The sequence below is a fragment of the Pediococcus siamensis genome (genome assembly GCF_047220215.1).
In the GTDB taxonomy this organism is placed as follows: Bacteria; Bacillota; Bacilli; order Lactobacillales; family Lactobacillaceae; genus Pediococcus; species Pediococcus siamensis.
Window position 1 is genome coordinate 2,131,351 of record NZ_CP178375.1, and the last position, 16,997, is coordinate 2,148,347.

Genomic DNA, 16,997 nt, shown 5'->3' on the forward strand with positions numbered 1-16,997 from the left:
AAAAAAGGCAAAAAGCTTTATTTTGATCGTTGCAATTTCTGGGGTTCTTTTAAAACAAGGTGCCCTAAGATTGCGACAACCAAAAAGACTGCAGCAACACTGCAAACACCAGTCCAGCCAAAATGACTCCACGCAAAGGTAGCAAAAAAAGTGCCCAGCGATCCACCTAAAAAGTAACTAAACATGAAGATGGAATTGTTACGACTGCTGGCTTTTAAGCTTAAGGATTGCACAATCGCCTGGTTGGAGACTTGGCCAAACTGTGTTCCTAGGTCTAACAGGACAATACCAACAATTAAGCCCAAAAACATGTGACCAAATAACGCGAATAGCACAAATGCAAGGGTGGAAAAAAGAATCCCTAACCCAATGGTCATACGTGGTGAGTACGTATCAACTAAGCGACCAATGATCGAGGCAAATAAAACGCCGGTAATGCCCAGTAGGCCCAATAAGCCGGCCACACCACTGCCATAATGATAGGTGTGCGCTAAGTAGAATGCCAAGGTTGACCACAAGACGTTGGAAACGCCAAAGAGACAAAAGCCGTTAATTGCTGAGCCCTGTAAATGAGGCTCTTTAAAAAGCAAATTTGGTAAAGAAGCCAAAACCTTCCCGTAGTTCATGCTGGAGTGAGAACGCGGATCCCGTGGTAAATAGCGGTGAAGCACTAGTAATAGAAGTGCACAGATAATAGCCGCTATGAGGTACACATATTGCCATGGCAAGACACTACCGAGCAAGCCACTAAAAGATCGTGAAAGCAAAATTCCGGTTAACAGACCGCTTAAAACGTTGCCTAGGACTTTGCCTTGATGAAGACTGGGAGCTAAAAAAGCAGCGTAGGGAATAATAATTTGAGGCGCCACCGACGTGATTCCGACTAGTAAGGAAGCTAGGCCAAATATTTCAATGGATGGGGCCAAAAAGGCCAAAAACAAAGCAATAATTGACAGGCCCAGCATGACTTGAATTAAGTGGTAACGATTAAAAACATCGCCCAAGGGAACAATTAATAACAGGCCAAATGCATATCCCAATTGGGTGAGCATGGCAACCACGCCTACTGTTGCTTTTGAGACGTCAAAGGAGGCCGCAATCAAGCCTTCAATCGGTTGAATATAATTGAGATTGGCGACAATAATTCCGGTTGCGATCGCCATTAATAAAACAGTTTTTCCTGATAATTCTTTTTCTGAATCCACTTGTAAATCCTTCCTCATCATATAAGTTTTAGCGTTGAAAAAAGTTCACTAAGAATGCGGGAAAAGGATTTTCAGTACGCATGATGAGCCAGTGAAAGAAACGGTTATTTAACATACTTAAAACCTCCGTAATTAACTTAGTCTAAACAAAAATAAGCATTCGTAAAGTTAGCCAGGATCCGCTTTTAGGAAAAAGCAGCCAAGTTCTCCCTGTTCTTTGTGAGAGGTCTTTGTGATAAAATAAACCTAGTACACAATTCGAGGAGAAACTATGAAAAAATTACGTTTAGCAGAAAGGATCCCGGTGTTTATGCGGAATCCGCGTCTCCGAATGCTAGCAATTTACATTATTTTGCTATCACTGGTTGGCGCAGGGATCGCGCTTTACTATAACTGGGTATTAGGAGTCGTATTAATCATACTTCTCATTTTGGGAAGTATTTTTATTAGCGACACGTTTCATCGCGTAAATGAAGAAACAACTAAATATATTTCAGACCTTTCATTCCGGATTAAACGTAGTGAACAGGACTCGCTGTTGCGGATGCCAATGGGAATTCTGATCTATGGCGACGATGACCAAGTCCAGTGGGTTAATCCGTATATGCAGGGGTATTTGAGCGAAAAAGATGTTTTGGGGAAAAAATTAGCCGATGTTGATGCTGATTTAGCCAAATTATTGCAGGAACATCGAGAAGAAAAAGGAACAGTTCCAGTTGTTTGGGGCGATCGCCGTTTTACACTGCTAGTTGAACAGGATAACCATGTCTTGTACATGATGGATATTACCAAGTATGCCAAAATTGAGGAAGCCTATGATAATTCGCAAGTTGTTATTGGGCAGGTTTTCTTGGATAATTATGACGAGGTGACTCAGTCAATGGCAGACTCAGATATTTCCAGTTTGAATAGTTTTGTAACCAACCAGATTTCGAGTTGGGCACAAGAATTCGGGATGTATCTAAAACGAGTTGATGATGATCACTTTTTTGTTCTAATGTATGCGGAAGTTTTGCAAAAAGTGGAAAAAGATAACTTTAAACTCCTAGACACGATTCGGGAGGCCACTTCAAAACAAAACTTCCCGATTACGTTGAGTATCGGGATTGCTTATGGCGATCAAGATCTTAACCGGCTGGCAGATCTGTCGCAAAGTAATTTAGACTTGGCGTTAGGGCGTGGTGGGGACCAGGTCGTTGTCAAGTCCCCAGAAGGACAAGCCCGCTTCTACGGTGGAAAGACGAATCCGATGGAAAAACGGACGCGGGTTCGTGCCCGTATGATCAGCCAAGCGGTGACTGAATTAATGTCACAGGCCGACCAGATCTTTGTAATGGGGCATCAGCAATCTGACATGGATTCTTTAGGCGCTTGTTTAGGAATTCGCCGGATTGCTCAGATGAACAATCGCCAGTGCTGGATTGTGTTAGATCAGGATAATCTGCATTCTGATGTGCGGCGCTTATTAACCTCATTGGAGGATTACCCGGCAATTAAGGAGTCCATTATTAGTCCTGAGGCGGCGTTAGAGAACGCTAATAGTCAGAGTATGCTCATTATGGTGGATCATTCTAAACCGTCCTTAACAACCGCACCTGAGCTTTATAAGAAGTTGGAAAATCGGGTAATGATTATCGATCATCATCGCCGGGGGACAGAATTTCCTGAAAATCCCGTTTTGGTTTATATTGAACCCTATGCGTCTTCCACTTGCGAACTGATCACGGAGATGTTTGAGTATCAGTCTAAAGACAGTGAGCCAATTAATGAGATCGAAGCTACCGGGATGTTAGCAGGAATTGAAATTGACACCAAATCGTTTACAACCAAAACAGGGACACGAACTTTTGATGCGGCTAGCTATCTGCGTTCTGTTGGTGCTGATGAAAACCTGATTCGCCACTTTATGAAGGAAAACGTTGATAGCTATTTACAACGCAATCATTTAATTGAATCTGTGGCCTTTGTGAACCAGAATTTGGCGGTGTGTGTCGGCGAAGATGATCGTGAATATGATCCTGTTACTGCAGCACAAGCCGCAGATTCACTACTTACCATTTCGGGAATTGAGGCGTCATTTGTGATTACGCGCCGGTCTAAAAAAACTGTCGGGATTTCAGCGCGCAGTGCCGGAGACGTGAACGTTCAATTAATCATGGAACAAATGGGCGGCGGCGGTCATTTGGGCAGTGCCGCAACCCAAATTGAAGGCCAATCGGTGGCTGAAGTTAAAGCAGCCTTAACTGAAATTCTAGAAAAACAAAATGAAACTGAAGACACAGATGAAGAAGAGGAGTGATTCTGATGAAAGTTATTTTTTTGGAAGATGTGAAGGGTAAGGGAAAACGCGGACAGGTTAAAGAAGTCCCAGATGGTTATGCCCAAAATTTCCTTATTAAAAATGGCAAGGCCGAGGCAGCTACTAAGGGTGCTTTGAGCAGTTTACGCGGCCAACAGCGTGCAGAAGAAAAACACGAACAAGAAGTTTTAGAAAATGCAAAGAAGTTAAAAACCACGCTTGAAAATGATAAGACTGTAGTGGAGCTAACCGCAAAAGCTGGAACTGACGGCCGCTTATTCGGCTCGATTCCTAGCAAGCAGATTGCTCAAGCTTTGGACAAGCAGTTTGGCGTCAAATTGGATAAACGCAAGATTGAACTGGCAGAACCCATTCGTTCGTTAGGATACACCAATGTTCCCGTTAAACTGCATCCTAATGTGACGGCAAAAATTCGGGTTCACGTTGCAGAGAAATAAGAGGCAGATTATTTTGTGGTGAAATTGTCTGTCGCAAAATGAAGTTAAATTGATAGACAACTTAAGTTTTTAAGTCGTTTTCAGGTCATCAGAGGTAAGAATATGGATAATGACATTTTAGAAAATCAAACCCCGCCACAAAATAGTGATGCGGAAAAGGCCGTCTTAGGGGCTATCTTTCTTGATTCCGATGTCTTAGTAGATGCAATGGAATATTTAGCGCCAGAGGACTTTTACCAGCGGGCGCACCAAATTATTTTTCAAACGATGATTTCGTTGAATGATGAAGATGAAGCCATCGATGTGGTCACAATGAATAACCGGTTAACGGCACAAAATCAGCTTGATGATGTCGGCGGTGTTAGTTACATTGCCGAACTGGCCGCTTCTGTGCCGACTGCCGCAAATGTGGTATATTATGCCAAAATTGTGCAGGAAAAGGCAATTTTACGGCGTTTAATCAAAGCAGCCACTAAGATTGTGACCAAGAGTTATCAGCAAGACGAAGATGTTGATTCTGTTTTAGATGAAGCCGAACGAGAGATCACAGAAGTTTCAGAAAATCGCAGTCAGTCTGGGTTTAAGAAAATTTCTGATGTGCTGACGGACTCAATGACGGAGATCAATAAGCTTTATCAAAATGGGGACGAAATTACCGGGCTTTCAACTGGGTATAGCGAACTAGATAAAATTACCGCCGGTCTGCATCCCGACGAGTTGTTTATTTTAGCAGCGCGGCCAGCGGTTGGAAAAACGGCTTTTGCGCTTAACATTGCCCAGAACGTGGGGACCAAAACGGACAAGACAGTTGCCATTTTTAGTTTGGAAATGGGCGCTGATCAATTGGTTAACCGAATGCTTTGCGCAGAAGGCAGCATTGATGCTAACCATTTGCGAACGGGCCAATTGAACGAAGAAGAATGGCAAAATTTGGTTATTGCGATGGGAAGTTTAGCCAAAGCCAATATCTATATCGACGACACGCCGGGGGTTAAAATGGCTGAGATTCGAGCAAAATGTCGCCGATTAGCTAAAGAGCAAGGCAACCTCGGCTTGGTCGTCATCGATTATTTACAGTTGATCGAAGGTTCTGGTCAGGAAAACCGGCAACAAGAAGTCTCTGCGATTTCTCGACAGTTAAAGAAATTAGCGAAGGAACTACGGGTTCCCGTTTTAGCACTTTCTCAGCTCTCACGTGGGGTAGAACAGCGCCAGGATAAGCGACCAGTGCTGTCTGATATTCGTGAGTCGGGATCAATTGAACAAGATGCCGACATTGTCGCGTTTTTGTACCGTGAAGATTACTATGAACGTGAAGATGGAGAAAATAATGAAGACCAGGATACTGATCCACGGGATAATGAAAGTCCGGATGTGGGGCCAGTGGAAGTCATTATTGAAAAAAACCGAAGTGGTGCCAGAGGAACGGTAAAGCTGCTTTTTGTGAAATCCTATAATAAGTTTGCCCCAATTGCGTATGTTCCTGATAACTAAGTAAGCATTAAGATGGCAGTTTCGCACAGCTCGTTAGAACTACTTGTGAAGCTGTTAATTTATGCCCTTTTTTAAGTTCAGTGAAGTTAGGGTTTAAGGAAAGGAGAGGACGATGAAAGAATTGAAGTTACGATACTTGTTATTAGGTGCTCTAATGGACAGTATCGGAATGAGTTTTGTGTGGCCACTAACCACCGTGTATATGCATAATATTTTGGGACATTCGCTGACGATTGTCGGGATTGTCTTGATGTTAAATTCAGTGGCCAGCATCGTTGGTTCGTTTGTGGCGGGCCAACTATTTGATAAGTATGATGGCTATTATTTGTTACTTGGCGGTATTGTGTTTACGGCACTAAGTATGGGCGTTTTAGTATTTTCAAATGGGTGGCCAGTCTATCCGATTATGTTAGTGTTAATCGGGCTAGGAACCGGTTGGATTATGGCATTTGTCAATGCTTTGGGGACCACGGTGCATAGTCGTGACGGGCGCTTTGTTTTTAACATGTTATATTTTGTCCAAAATATGGGTGTGATGATCGGAACGGCTGTGGTGGGAATCTTGTTTAAAGATAACGTTGCCCCATTGTTTGCCGTTTCTACAGCACTTTATGTCCTCTTCTTTGTTGTTGCGGCGGCCAATTATCATGTGAAACGGGAGCACCCAAAACAGCAGCACCAAATGGATCCGGATGCTAATGTGGCATCAACCCAAGAAAAATTACCGCACATTAATACGGTTGTGATGTATACCCTGTTTATCAGCTTGTTTTTGATCTGGATCTTTTACCAACAGTGGAACAGCAATATTTCAGTATACATGCTGAGCCTGCATATCCCGTTGAAAGACTATAGTTTCTTGTGGACGGTAAACGGTCTGTTTATTTTAATTGTTCAGGGCCTTCTAAGTTGGCAGGGCGGACGGTTGTTTAAAGATCCGTTTCACCAGGTTTACTTTGGGATGATTTTTCTGATCGCTTCATTTGTTATTTTAGTATTTGCCAAACAATACTGGTCCTTTGTACTAGCGATGATCATTTTGACTATTGGCGAGGCAATTACTTTTCCACAAATTCCAGCGATTGCAAACTTGCTGTCACCCTATGGGATGAAAGGGCGCTACCAGGGCCTTGCTAGCTCATTTCCTTCGGCTGGACGAGCGTTAGGGCCATTGGTGGGGAGTTTAATTATTGACACTTTGTCGTTCGTTTCCCTCTTTGTCGTTGCCTCTGTGCTCATTGCACTCATCTTCTTGGTGAACATTATCATTATTGAACAGAGTAAACACGATTTAATTGAATATAAGTAAAAGTGGCCTTAACGGGCTGCTTTTTTTGGTTAAGTTGAAGTTAAGAATTTGTTATCATGTAAGTTGAGTGAAGGTGACCATCATTAAATAAGTAAGTTGTCATCTTTCGTAATATTTTGAGATGGAATTGTAAATGGAATTAAACGATGTCGTATTAAGTGCGTGTTAATATTTTTATTGTTATAATAATAAGAAATAAGTTAACACGAAAGGGTGTCTATGATCAAATTTAATTTCAAACATGCACTTGTCGTCGCTGTGAGTCTTGCAGGTATGTCGTTAGGAACGGTTGGTGTCAGCGCTAATGCGAATGATGGAAATCAAACGTACACAGCAGCTCAAACTGTCAGCAATCAGCAAACGGTCACAACTATGGAAACAACGAGTACAACTGGAAATCGTGCGGTCGTGGCAGAAGCTTTAAATCTTGCCAAACAGCACATTCCCTACGTTTGGGGTGGCGAATCACTGAAAGGAATGGATTGTTCAGGACTTACTGAGTGGGTTTACGCACGGACGACGGGTGAAACCTTAGGCCACAATACGGTGATTCAAGAAGGTCATGTAACTAAGCAATCAGTAGCACAAGCACAACCGGGAGATTTATTATTCTGGGGCTCTGCGGGTGCAACCTATCATGTTGGGATTTACATAGGAAATGGGCAATATGTTGCTGCTCCGGCTCCTGGGCAAGACGTCTCTGTACAAGCAGTTAGCAGTTCCTTTATGCCAAGCTTTTCAGGGCACGTGAATTAGTTTATGATAATTAAAAATGAGTGTTCTTTTTCCAGAGAAAATGGAAAAGACACTCATTTTTTGTTGCACTGCACGCTGAATCTGTAGTTACATGATAATTGCTAAGAGTAGTGCGATGAAACCGGGCAAGGCTTCATACAAGTAAAAACGTCGTGAAAATACAAAGCCTTCATAAATACCATTGAGGAACACAAACAAGTTTAAGAAGATCAGCATATACTTCATGGGGCCACTTGGAACAATAATTACCGTTAAAAGAAGGACCAACCCGATAAAGCCGCTAAAGAGGCCTAAGTTTTGAATAAATTTTTGCATAATCGAATTTTTGACAATGTTCAAAGGAATGTTGAAAAATTTGCTAACCATTTCATAAGAAGCAAAAAGTTCGATATATAAGAAGTATAGATGAGCTGCAGCGATAAGTAAGCTCACTAAAACCGTAATAGTTGCTAACATGTAAACACTCCTTGTTAATGATTGACTTGGTCCTATTATATAGAAGATTTGAAATAATATCATGAAAATTATATAAGAAGAAATTATCCTAGAGATGTGATTTTTAGTTTAAACTTAAACTACTGATGTTAAATTGAACTATGATTATAGCCTATAAACACGACGAAAACCGAGTAAAACGTCCTAAGTTAGGCAAAAAGCCAGCGAAAATAAAATGGGTGATTAAAAATATTGTGAGCAAAAAGCTACGAAAAAATTCAGCAAAAAACATAAATTGAAAAATAAGCAGCAAACTTAGTGCTGCAAAGCTTTAGCTAAATTAACTTCACTTAAATTCAATTATATTTTTGATATATATTACAGAAAGATGACATGATTACAATTGAAGGTCAATGAATATAAACCTTGTTGAAACATAACTGCAACATTTAGAGTGTATTGTACACAGTAGCTTATAAAAAACGAGGAGATTGTTAGATATGACATTGAAAAACAACATTACTAAATTTATGGTAGCTTTCGTAGCTGCATTGTTCGCGGGTCTTACATTATTAGTTTCTGTTTCTCATGCTGATGAAATTTATACAGTTAAGAGCGGCGACACCCTTTCAGGAATCGAATTCAAATTTAACAAAGATACTAACTATACTAAGTTAGCTCAAGCTAACAAAATTTCGAACGTTGACTTGATCTATGTAGGACAAAAGTTATTGATCAAGAGCGACGGTGAAATCAAAGCTGCTACTAAGAAAGAAGTTAATACAGTTCCAGCAGCAAGCAGCTCAAATACACAAAACACAAACACAACAAGTCAAAGTACACAAAAGACAACTCAAACAACTTCACAAAGCACAACAACACAAAACACAACAACACAAAACACAAGCAGCACAGCAACTGGTAGTGAAGCATCTGCTAAAGCATGGATTGCTGGCAAAGAATCTGGTGGTTCATACTCTGCACGTAACGGTCAATATGTTGGTAAGTACCAATTAAGTTCATCATACTTAAACGGTGACTACTCCGCTGCTAACCAGGAAAAGGTTGCTAACTCATATGTATCTTCACGTTACGGTTTATGGTCAGCTGCTAAGGCATTCTGGCAAGCAAACGGCTGGTACTAAAATAGCTTTAAAGTTCTCAAAAAACTGTCCCCACGAGGGGCAGTTTTTTTATTTTCCTTGAAAAAAAGTGCGGGAGGTTTTATAATGGTCGTGCACGATTGAAAAGGGAGGAATGAAATTGATTAATGAAGAAATGAAATTAACTAACCAACTTTGTTTTTCTGTTTATAATGCGAGTCGATTGTTTACGAAGTTCTATCAGCAAGCCCTGAAACCGTTTGGGCTCACCTATGCGCAGTATTTGGTTTTATTGTCCTTGTGGCAGCAAGACAACCAAACTTTACATAGCTTGGGAGAGCAATTGCGTTTGAGTAGTAATACGCTGACGCCCTTGCTAAGACGGTTAGAAGCTGCCGGGTGGGTTCAAAGAATTCAGCCAGCTGAGGATCATCGTCAATTAAATATTAGATTAACAGAAAAGGCTAAAGCTAATGAAACTGCGATCTATCAGACAATTAGCGACTGCGTTAGTCATCAGTCTTTTGATGTTAAGAAATATGAAGCAGCTCTGAAGATTAATAATGAAATGGTTGAACAATTGGAAGCAATTTTAGATTAAATTGCTTTTAAATTTCTCATATTAATCGTGCACGACCAAAAAACAAAATGGAGGTAACTTTATGGAAAATTATGATGTGATTTTTATTGGTAGCGGACACGCAAATTGGCATGCTGCAGTGGCTTTAAGACAAGCCGGAAAGTCAATCGCGATTATTGAAAAAGATAAAATCGCTGGGACTTGTACAAACTATGGTTGTGATCCGAAGATCCTTTTAGACGGCCCCTTTGAATTAGCTGATCGGCTGAACCAATACAAAGGAATTAGCGTTTCTGAAGCACCAAAAATTGATTGGCCACAATTGATGGCATATAAACATCAAGCAATTGATCCGTTGGCACTACAAATGACGGCTTTATTCAAACAATTAGGCATCGCCGTCTATATGGGTGAAGGTAAGTTAACGGACGCACATACGGTTGCAGTTAATGATCAGCACCTCCATGCAGAAACAATCGTGCTTGGGACTGGGCAGCGGGCAGCTAAACTGAACATCCCAGGAAAAGAATATTTACATGATAATCAAGATTTCCTAGATCTTCCACAAATGCCTAAACGGATGACCTTCATTGGTGCAGGTGTAATTTCGTTAGAGTTTGCGACTATGGCAAGTGAACTTGGATCCGAGGTTGAAGTCGTTGAATTTGCTGACCGTGCGTTAGCCGCATTTGATCTGCAATATGTGATGAAGCTCGTAGATAAGTTGAAACAAAAGGGTGTTCACTTTAACTTTAATGAAGCAGTTTCTGAAGTTCAAAAAGAAGCTGATCACTATAAAGTGGTCACAAATAAAGGTCACGAATTCGTGACTGATTACGTGATTGATGCGACGGGACGGGTGGCAAATACAGAGAAGCTAGGCTTAGAAGAAGTTGGTGTAGACTTTAATCGCAGCGGAATTGTCGTCGATTCACACTTAAGGACATCTGTTAAAAATATCTATGCCAGCGGCGACGTCATTGATAAGCAGATTCCTCGTTTGACACCAACGGCTACGTTTGAATCGAATTACATCGCACAGCAGCTTTTAGGAAGTTCGGCAGAGATCCAGTATCCGGTTGTGCCAATGGTCGTGTACGGTTTGCCACGGATAGCGCAAGTAGGTGTATCGCCAGAAGAAGCCAATGGTTCCGACGGCTATCATGTACAAGCGGTCCCTTATGGGAAACAGTTGCTTTTCCAATATAAAAACGAAGTTGAAGCAGAAATGAAACTCGTATTTGATCAAGATAATTATTTAGTTGGTGCTAGCATTTATGGAGAAGATGCTCCCGAGTTAATTAACTTAATTACATTTATAATTGAAGGTCATTTAACAGCAAATGACCTAGATCAGAAGATTTTTGCCTTCCCAAGTGCCTCCATTGGTATCATTAGCATTATTAGTGTGCTGCTGCACCGGGATTAAAATGGGTACATTAAAAAATAGACTCGAAAATTAGTTTTCGGGTCTATTTTTTTGTCTATTAGTAATTCGGTTAAGCCTCAGGTAAGATTTACCATTGCAATTTTTTCATTTTTACTTACATTTCTTGAAATGATAGGTTGAATGCTTTTGACCTTATTCATATTTGTAATAAGAACTATGACTGTAGTTTGCTTACCAGCTTTCTTTATTTGTTGCAAATCCATCTTGGCAACATTGTCTCCTGCGTTAACTTTATCACCATTATGAATCGTCAAAGTAAATGGGGCACCGGCTAAGTTAACTGTATCAATTCCCAAATGTAATAATACTTCTAAGCCTGTAGGTGTCGTGATTCCGATCGCATGTTTAGTAGGGAAAATTGTAGAAATTGTGCCACCGACAGGCGATAAAATTTGATCAGTACTTGGTTCAATAGCAAAACCATCCCCCAGTGTTTTGTCCGCAATTAAGTCGTCACTTACTTTAGAAAGAGGATTTAAAGTGCCTGATGTTGGAGCATATAACTGTTCTTGAGTGGCTGATTTACCAGCATTTTGACTAGTAATTAAAGTGCTATTATTTGATCGGTCTGCTATAAAGAGATTATTCTCCATACGATTCGTATCTGTACGAATTAAAATCGTTGTAATTGTAAAACCTGAAATAACGGAAACTATAAGCGCAATTACTGCGAAAGTGAAATTTGCTGTTGGATTTTTTCCAACAAAATAACTAACTAAGGAAATGAGACCAGGGGACATCAACGCCCCTTGTTTAACTTGAAAGATTCCACCAACAAGTCCACCAATAGCACCAAATAATGCTCGTCTATACGGTAATAAGAATCCAAAGATAGAAGGTTCGGTAATGCCAAGTATGCCCGTAATTCCAGCAGAGAATCCTTCTCCGCGAGTCTTTAATTTATGACTTTGCAGCGCAACGGCTAAAGCAGCAGCACCCATTGCCGGATTGCTAGTCATAGCTGCTGGATAAATTAAAGTATCATATCCCATCTTGGACATGTTGTTAATAACAATCGGGATAAATCCTTTGTCTATACCAAACATGACTAAAATTGGATTGAGTGCACTATACAATGCAAACGCGAGCCAGTTTGCCTTGGCGCTTAGCAAGGCAAATCCAGCAGCCAAAGCGTTACTAATTGTGTTACTAATTGGTCCGATAACCAGGATCACTATGGGAATTGTAATTACAATGGAAATTAGTGGAGTAAAAAAGTAAGTAATTTCTTTTGGTAAATAATGATTGAGTGCGCGATATAAGAAAGCCAAAACAATGACTCCAAGTATTGCCGGAAGAACTGTACCGTTATACTGGGTTTTAGCTACATGTAATCCTAAAAAGCTCAAGCCGGTTACGCTATTAATAGTTGAAGAGGTTAAAATAGCTCCAAGAAATGCCCCCATTGCGCCAGGAATTTTCATCTTGTTAGCGGCATAAAAACCAACAAAAACAGGAAGAAAGAAGAAACCCGACGAGGAAATAGCACTGAGAACTGTGGCAGTTCCACCATTTGGGTTTAAGTTAAAAAAGGTTTTAGCTAAATTTAATAGAGCCATCAAGAATCCGGCACCAACAAATACTGGCATAACTGGTAAGACAACACCACTAATAAAATCAAGTATAATGGATAGAATATTTTTAATAGATAATTTTTTGTTTGTAAATGCAGAGTCACTTTTAGATTGATTCATATTGTTCTTGGTACTATCATTTTTTTTGAAATTTATTTTCGATATAACACCGTTATAATATTCATCTACTTGTTGGCCTATGACATTTTGAACTTCGTTACCTTTAATCATGACACCGAGTATGCCGTCAATCTTTTTAATATTATTTTCATTTACTAAAGAAGTATCTTTAACAACAATCCTTAAACGAGTAGCACAATGATATATATCATTAATATTAGATACACCACCTATATTAGCTAATAATTGCTTTGATATTTTATTGAAGTTCCAATTTTCTTTAGACATAATTTTTACTCCTTTTCGTATGTTTCAATAAAGTTTCTATACCATGAGAAACTTTTCTTAGGAATGCGTTTTAAGTTATTATCAAAGTCGACACGAACAAGGCCATATCTCTTTTCGTAGCCGTTGATCCAACTGTAAAGGTCCATCGTTGACCAATGGTAATATCCACGTACGTTGACACCTTCAGATTTAGCTTTTAACATGTACTTTAAAAATTTGTTGGTGATTCTAATTCTTTCGTCGTCCTCAACAAATCCATTTTTATCAGGAGTTTCATATTCGCCCACTCCATTTTCAGTAATCATGATCATTGGGTGTTGATAACGTTTATCAATTTCTTTTAAAGCTGTGTACATAACACGGGGATTTTCTTCTCTTCCCCATGGATTTCGTTTGATATTTTTGTCATAGGCAGTTTCAAAAAGATGCTTAATTCTAATACCTTCCCTTGTAGCACTCTTTTCCCCTTTATTATTATGAAAAACATTAGTTTCACCCTTGTGCCAGTCGGTAACAAGTTGACGATTGTATAAATTTAAGCCAAGAAAATCTACTTTGCCAGATTTTATGATTTCTTGATCATTTTTTTCTCGATAAAGATCAACATTAAAAAGTTTCATGACAGATTCCATTTCTTTAGGTAACTCACCAAGTAATGCAGGACATAGAATCATTCGGTTGTAGAATAAATCTGCGATTTCACGAACCTTTGATTTTTCTTTAGTATTGTTTGCCAGTTCAATATTTCCGTTATCATGAACAACGCCAATTTTTCCGTCAATATGAAGTTTTCTGAATTCAGAAACGGCTTTGGCACTGGCTAACATTAGGTTATATTGATATTGAAAATAACTTTGAAAATCAAGATGACGCGAAGGGGGGTAATTCCCAACAATATTCGTGCAATAACTGTAATAATGTGGTTCATTAATCGTTGCCCATAGCTTTACACGATCACCGAAATGTTTAAAACAGATTCTTGCATAATTTGCAAAGTAATCGCTTAATTTTAAATTTAACCACCCTCCTTGTTCAGAAAGTGTTAGTGGGAGATCATAATGAAAAAGGGAAATATTGGGTTCGACCCCCTTGCTAATGTAATAATCAATGACTTTGTCGTAAAAATGTAGTCCTTTAGTATTTATCTTTCCAATTCCATCGGGCATAATTCGACTCCATGAAATGGACATTCTGTACGTATTTTGATGTCCAATTACAAGTTGATCTATATCTTGTTTGTAATGGTGATAAAAATCTGCAGCTATATCACCGTCTGTATTATTGATATTTTTTTTGCTTGTATGATTAAACCAATCCCATTCACTTAACCCCTTACCATCTTCATTCCAGGCACCTTCACATTGATAAGCCGCCGTGGCGGATCCCCAAAGAAAATCGGTTTTTTTGAATATATCGTTATAGTGACGCATTAACGTTCCTCCTTATTTTGTTATCGCTTTCATTTTTATTCTATTGCAAAAAAAAAAGACCATGATTCAGATTTTGAACCATGACCTTTATTAAAATAATTTACTGTTGGGCGTATTGAAATAGATATGAAGTAGAAATCAAGTCAAGTATATATGTTATTCCATACTTTCCATATATTCCCAGGTAGTCCTCTGTAAAAGAGGTTTGACTTATATATAATATTTGATTATACGTTTTTTTAAAAAAATCAGCGCGATCCGCGGTTATTAAAATTTTATTTCCAGATAGTTTTCTAATCCAGTCGTTAGCTATTTCGGCAAATTTTCCTGAGGCTGAAACGGTCACAATTAGACGATTATCATCTTTCTCCTGAGAAAGCTGGTTGTTTGTATATGGACCAGAAATAACACTAACTATTTTGTTGGCGAAAATAAGTTCTTGCTGAAAACGAATTAGATCACCAGACGTGTTGTTGGCACCAATTAAAAGTACCTGAGCATGACTGTGTATCAGTTCAACACATTCTTGAAGAACGTTTTCTGACCAAACTACGTTGATGTCATCTATCATATTATCAATTAATTTATCTAATTTATTACGATGATTTTCTAATGTATCTATATTTCTGTGCCTTAGATCACTTGGATAGATGAGCTTATTAATTGATTCTTTTAAATCAGAATAATTTTCATATCCTAGATATTCTGCAAACCGCCGTACGGCTGATCGGGAAGAGTAAGCTTCATCTACAATATCATTTATAGAAAGATTTTTAATGCGATGCATATTATGAATAATGTAAGTTGCAATGGAATAGTTACTATCTTTGTTACCAGAATTGATTATTCGACTGAGGGCATTCAATAAGCCCAAATTATTAATATTATTATATTCTGACAATGCATATCCTCCAATCATTTGCTGTCTCATAACACCTTTGTTGATGTATCACCGTATGTGAAAAGGCTACCAATAAATTATTGATGTAAGTTTATCACGCAATAGTTGGCATCTCAAACAAATTTGAATATCGTTTAATAGCTCGATGAAAAAAGAAGAAAAAATTTGATTCTTGAAGAAGATATTCTTCTGATATGACTTAATTGCATTTTTACGATTATTAAGGGTCTACACTTTCTGGTATTGGTGAATAACTGATACCAGTTTTTATTTTGAAAAAAAAAAGGACATTTGCCCTCTTTGTGTTACGATTTAATCGCCTAATAAAATCGAAAAGAGGAAAAACAAATGTCCCTAACTAATTCTATCCTAAGCCTATTCGAAATAACAGACCCTAATTTAACTGTAACTGAGATTACTAAGGAACATTATCCCAATGGGCAACACGTTCATGTCGTTCACGCTATCCTTTCCTATCAACTTTTAAAATGTCCTCATTGTGGCCATAAATCTCTAATCAAAAATGGAACTCACATTGGCCATCTAAGATTGGGAACCTTATCAGGTGGACGTTATGAGATGCAGCTAAAACGACAAAGATATCAATGTAAACGGTGTTTAAAAACCTGTGGTGCTCAAACTAACCTCGTTAAACGTAATGAAACTTTTACGCATAATGTGAAACATCAAGTAATTGTTCTGGCTCGGGATATGCTGACCAGTAAAGAAATCGCTAAGATTTGTGGGATTTCACCAAGTAGTGTTCAACGCATTTTAAATGCGAATATTCACTTAGCTTATCGTGTTAAAACACTCCCCCAAAATCTTTGTTTTGATGAATTCCGTTCCTGTAATCATCTAATGTCCTTTAACTGTTGCGATGCCGTTAGTCATCGCCGCATTGTGATTCTTAAGGATCGCCTTAGTAAGGATATCATTGATTACTTTGAAGCTCGCTATTCAGTTCAAGAACGTATGAAAGTTCAAACAATCACCGTTGATATGAATGCTGAGTATGCTGGCTTTATTCATCGGTTATTTCCTAAGGCAATAACCATCATTGACCGTTTCCACATTATTCAACTTGCCGGTCGGGCACTGGATAACGAACGTACACGTGTGATCCATACTTTTCAAGATAAGCATTCCCGAGTTTATCGCATTCTAAAATCTCAATGGCGTTTGTTCCATTTGGCAGAAGAAAAGGTCAATGATACTAAACTTATCTATTTACACGGTATCAACGAATACATGACCCAACAGAACGCCATTGACCTAGCCTTAGATGAATTTCCAGAATTTAAAACTGTGTATCAAACCTATCAAGGAATTCTAACAGCCATTCAACAAAAAGATGCGGTTGGATTTAAAACCTTGATTGCCAACTACAAGGCGGCTGGCAACCAAATGGATATTACTATCTCAACTTTAATAAAGAATGGTCCTGCTGTTCTCAATAGTTGTCGTTATCCGTATTCCAACGGTCCTATTGAAGGACTAAATCGTAAAATTAAGGTGTTAAAGCGTAGCTGTTTTGGTTTTCAAAATATTCATAACTTTTTCATTCGTATCAGTTTAATTTATGCGTAAACAAA

General features: G+C 38.9%; 14 protein-coding genes. 9 read left to right on the plus strand and 5 right to left on the minus strand.

Translation table 11 applies throughout. The features are described 5' to 3' along the window. Nucleotides 1–17: 17 nt before the first annotated feature. Nucleotides 18–1,223 (minus strand): MFS transporter, encoded by a 1,206-nt coding sequence (locus ACLJJ6_RS10195; RefSeq protein ID WP_412990471.1) that lies wholly within the window; start codon nt 1,221–1,223, stop codon nt 18–20. A 253-nt stretch (nt 1,224–1,476) separates the two neighbouring features. Here ACLJJ6_RS10195 and ACLJJ6_RS10200 point away from each other — a divergent pair, with 253 nt between their 5' ends. From ACLJJ6_RS10200 to ACLJJ6_RS10220, 5 genes are all read left to right on the plus strand, one after another. After that, nucleotides 1,477–3,504, plus strand: a complete 2,028-nt coding sequence (locus ACLJJ6_RS10200) for a DHH family phosphoesterase (RefSeq protein WP_412989332.1) — start codon at nt 1,477–1,479, stop codon at nt 3,502–3,504. A gap of 5 nt (nt 3,505–3,509) precedes the next feature. Beyond that, nucleotides 3,510–3,962, plus strand: a complete 453-nt coding sequence (gene rplI / locus ACLJJ6_RS10205; RefSeq protein WP_412989333.1) for a 50S ribosomal protein L9 — start codon at nt 3,510–3,512, stop codon at nt 3,960–3,962. Between the two features lie 102 nt (nt 3,963–4,064). Continuing rightward, on the plus strand, nt 4,065–5,456 hold the full coding sequence (gene dnaB / locus ACLJJ6_RS10210) for a replicative DNA helicase (RefSeq protein WP_412989334.1): 1,392 nt from the start codon (nt 4,065–4,067) through the stop codon (nt 5,454–5,456). Between the two features lie 112 nt (nt 5,457–5,568). Next, complete coding sequence (locus ACLJJ6_RS10215; RefSeq protein ID WP_412989335.1) at nt 5,569–6,765, plus strand: MDR family MFS transporter; 1,197 nt, start codon at nt 5,569–5,571, stop codon at nt 6,763–6,765. Nucleotides 6,766–6,984: 219 nt separating this feature from the next. After that, nucleotides 6,985–7,521 carry a C40 family peptidase gene (locus ACLJJ6_RS10220; protein ID WP_412989336.1) on the plus strand — a complete coding sequence of 179 codons (537 nt, stop codon included), beginning with the start codon at nt 6,985–6,987 and terminating at the stop codon, nt 7,519–7,521. An 87-nt stretch (nt 7,522–7,608) separates the two neighbouring features. Here ACLJJ6_RS10220 and ACLJJ6_RS10225 read toward each other — a convergent pair whose 3' ends face one another. Next, nucleotides 7,609–7,977 (minus strand): DUF1304 family protein, encoded by a 369-nt coding sequence (locus ACLJJ6_RS10225; protein WP_412989337.1) that lies wholly within the window; start codon nt 7,975–7,977, stop codon nt 7,609–7,611. Nucleotides 7,978–8,456: 479 nt separating this feature from the next. Here ACLJJ6_RS10225 and ACLJJ6_RS10230 point away from each other — a divergent pair, with 479 nt between their 5' ends. The 3 genes from ACLJJ6_RS10230 (at nt 8,457) to ACLJJ6_RS10240 (ending at nt 11,068) form a co-directional block, all read left to right on the plus strand. After that, complete coding sequence (locus tag ACLJJ6_RS10230) at nt 8,457–9,101, plus strand: LysM peptidoglycan-binding domain-containing protein (RefSeq protein ID WP_412989338.1); 645 nt, start codon at nt 8,457–8,459, stop codon at nt 9,099–9,101. 121 nt (nt 9,102–9,222) lie between these two features. Continuing rightward, the gene (locus ACLJJ6_RS10235) at nt 9,223–9,660 is read left to right on the plus strand and encodes a MarR family winged helix-turn-helix transcriptional regulator (protein WP_412990472.1); all 438 of its coding nucleotides are present in this window, start codon (nt 9,223–9,225) and stop codon (nt 9,658–9,660) included. 61 nt (nt 9,661–9,721) lie between these two features. Beyond that, entirely contained in the window at nt 9,722–11,068 is a 1,347-nt protein-coding gene (locus tag ACLJJ6_RS10240; RefSeq protein WP_412989339.1) for a dihydrolipoyl dehydrogenase family protein, read from the plus strand. A gap of 77 nt (nt 11,069–11,145) precedes the next feature. On the opposite strand, the gene ACLJJ6_RS10245 is transcribed toward ACLJJ6_RS10240, so the two are convergent. The 3 genes from ACLJJ6_RS10245 to ACLJJ6_RS10255 form a co-directional block, all read right to left on the minus strand. Further along, a complete protein-coding gene (locus ACLJJ6_RS10245; protein ID WP_412989340.1) occupies nt 11,146–13,071 on the minus strand; it encodes a glucose PTS transporter subunit IIA in 1,926 nt (641 codons plus the stop codon). 5 nt (nt 13,072–13,076) lie between these two features. Then, nucleotides 13,077–14,501, minus strand: coding sequence for a glycoside hydrolase family 1 protein (locus ACLJJ6_RS10250; protein WP_412989341.1), 1,425 nt, complete (start codon nt 14,499–14,501; stop codon nt 13,077–13,079). 100 nt (nt 14,502–14,601) lie between these two features. Next, complete coding sequence (locus ACLJJ6_RS10255; RefSeq protein ID WP_412989342.1) at nt 14,602–15,402, minus strand: MurR/RpiR family transcriptional regulator; 801 nt, start codon at nt 15,400–15,402, stop codon at nt 14,602–14,604. A gap of 348 nt (nt 15,403–15,750) precedes the next feature. Between ACLJJ6_RS10255 and ACLJJ6_RS10260 the strand changes: the two genes are divergently transcribed. Then, complete coding sequence (locus tag ACLJJ6_RS10260; RefSeq protein WP_412988180.1) at nt 15,751–16,992, plus strand: ISL3 family transposase; 1,242 nt, start codon at nt 15,751–15,753, stop codon at nt 16,990–16,992. Nucleotides 16,993–16,997 lie beyond the last annotated feature (5 nt).

Coding starts and splice junctions, on each gene's coding strand:
- ACLJJ6_RS10195 (WP_412990471.1), bottom strand. CDS start 1,223: ATGAGGAAGGATTTACAAGTGGATTCAGAAAAAGAATTATCAGGAAAA.
- ACLJJ6_RS10200 (WP_412989332.1), top strand. CDS start 1,477: ATGAAAAAATTACGTTTAGCAGAAAGGATCCCGGTGTTTATGCGGAAT.
- rplI (WP_412989333.1), top strand. CDS start 3,510: ATGAAAGTTATTTTTTTGGAAGATGTGAAGGGTAAGGGAAAACGCGGA.
- dnaB (WP_412989334.1), top strand. CDS start 4,065: ATGGATAATGACATTTTAGAAAATCAAACCCCGCCACAAAATAGTGAT.
- ACLJJ6_RS10215 (WP_412989335.1), top strand. CDS start 5,569: ATGAAAGAATTGAAGTTACGATACTTGTTATTAGGTGCTCTAATGGAC.
- ACLJJ6_RS10220 (WP_412989336.1), top strand. CDS start 6,985: ATGATCAAATTTAATTTCAAACATGCACTTGTCGTCGCTGTGAGTCTT.
- ACLJJ6_RS10225 (WP_412989337.1), bottom strand. CDS start 7,977: ATGTTAGCAACTATTACGGTTTTAGTGAGCTTACTTATCGCTGCAGCT.
- ACLJJ6_RS10230 (WP_412989338.1), top strand. CDS start 8,457: ATGACATTGAAAAACAACATTACTAAATTTATGGTAGCTTTCGTAGCT.
- ACLJJ6_RS10240 (WP_412989339.1), top strand. CDS start 9,722: ATGGAAAATTATGATGTGATTTTTATTGGTAGCGGACACGCAAATTGG.
- ACLJJ6_RS10245 (WP_412989340.1), bottom strand. CDS start 13,071: ATGTCTAAAGAAAATTGGAACTTCAATAAAATATCAAAGCAATTATTA.
- ACLJJ6_RS10250 (WP_412989341.1), bottom strand. CDS start 14,501: ATGCGTCACTATAACGATATATTCAAAAAAACCGATTTTCTTTGGGGA.
- ACLJJ6_RS10260 (WP_412988180.1), top strand. CDS start 15,751: ATGTCCCTAACTAATTCTATCCTAAGCCTATTCGAAATAACAGACCCT.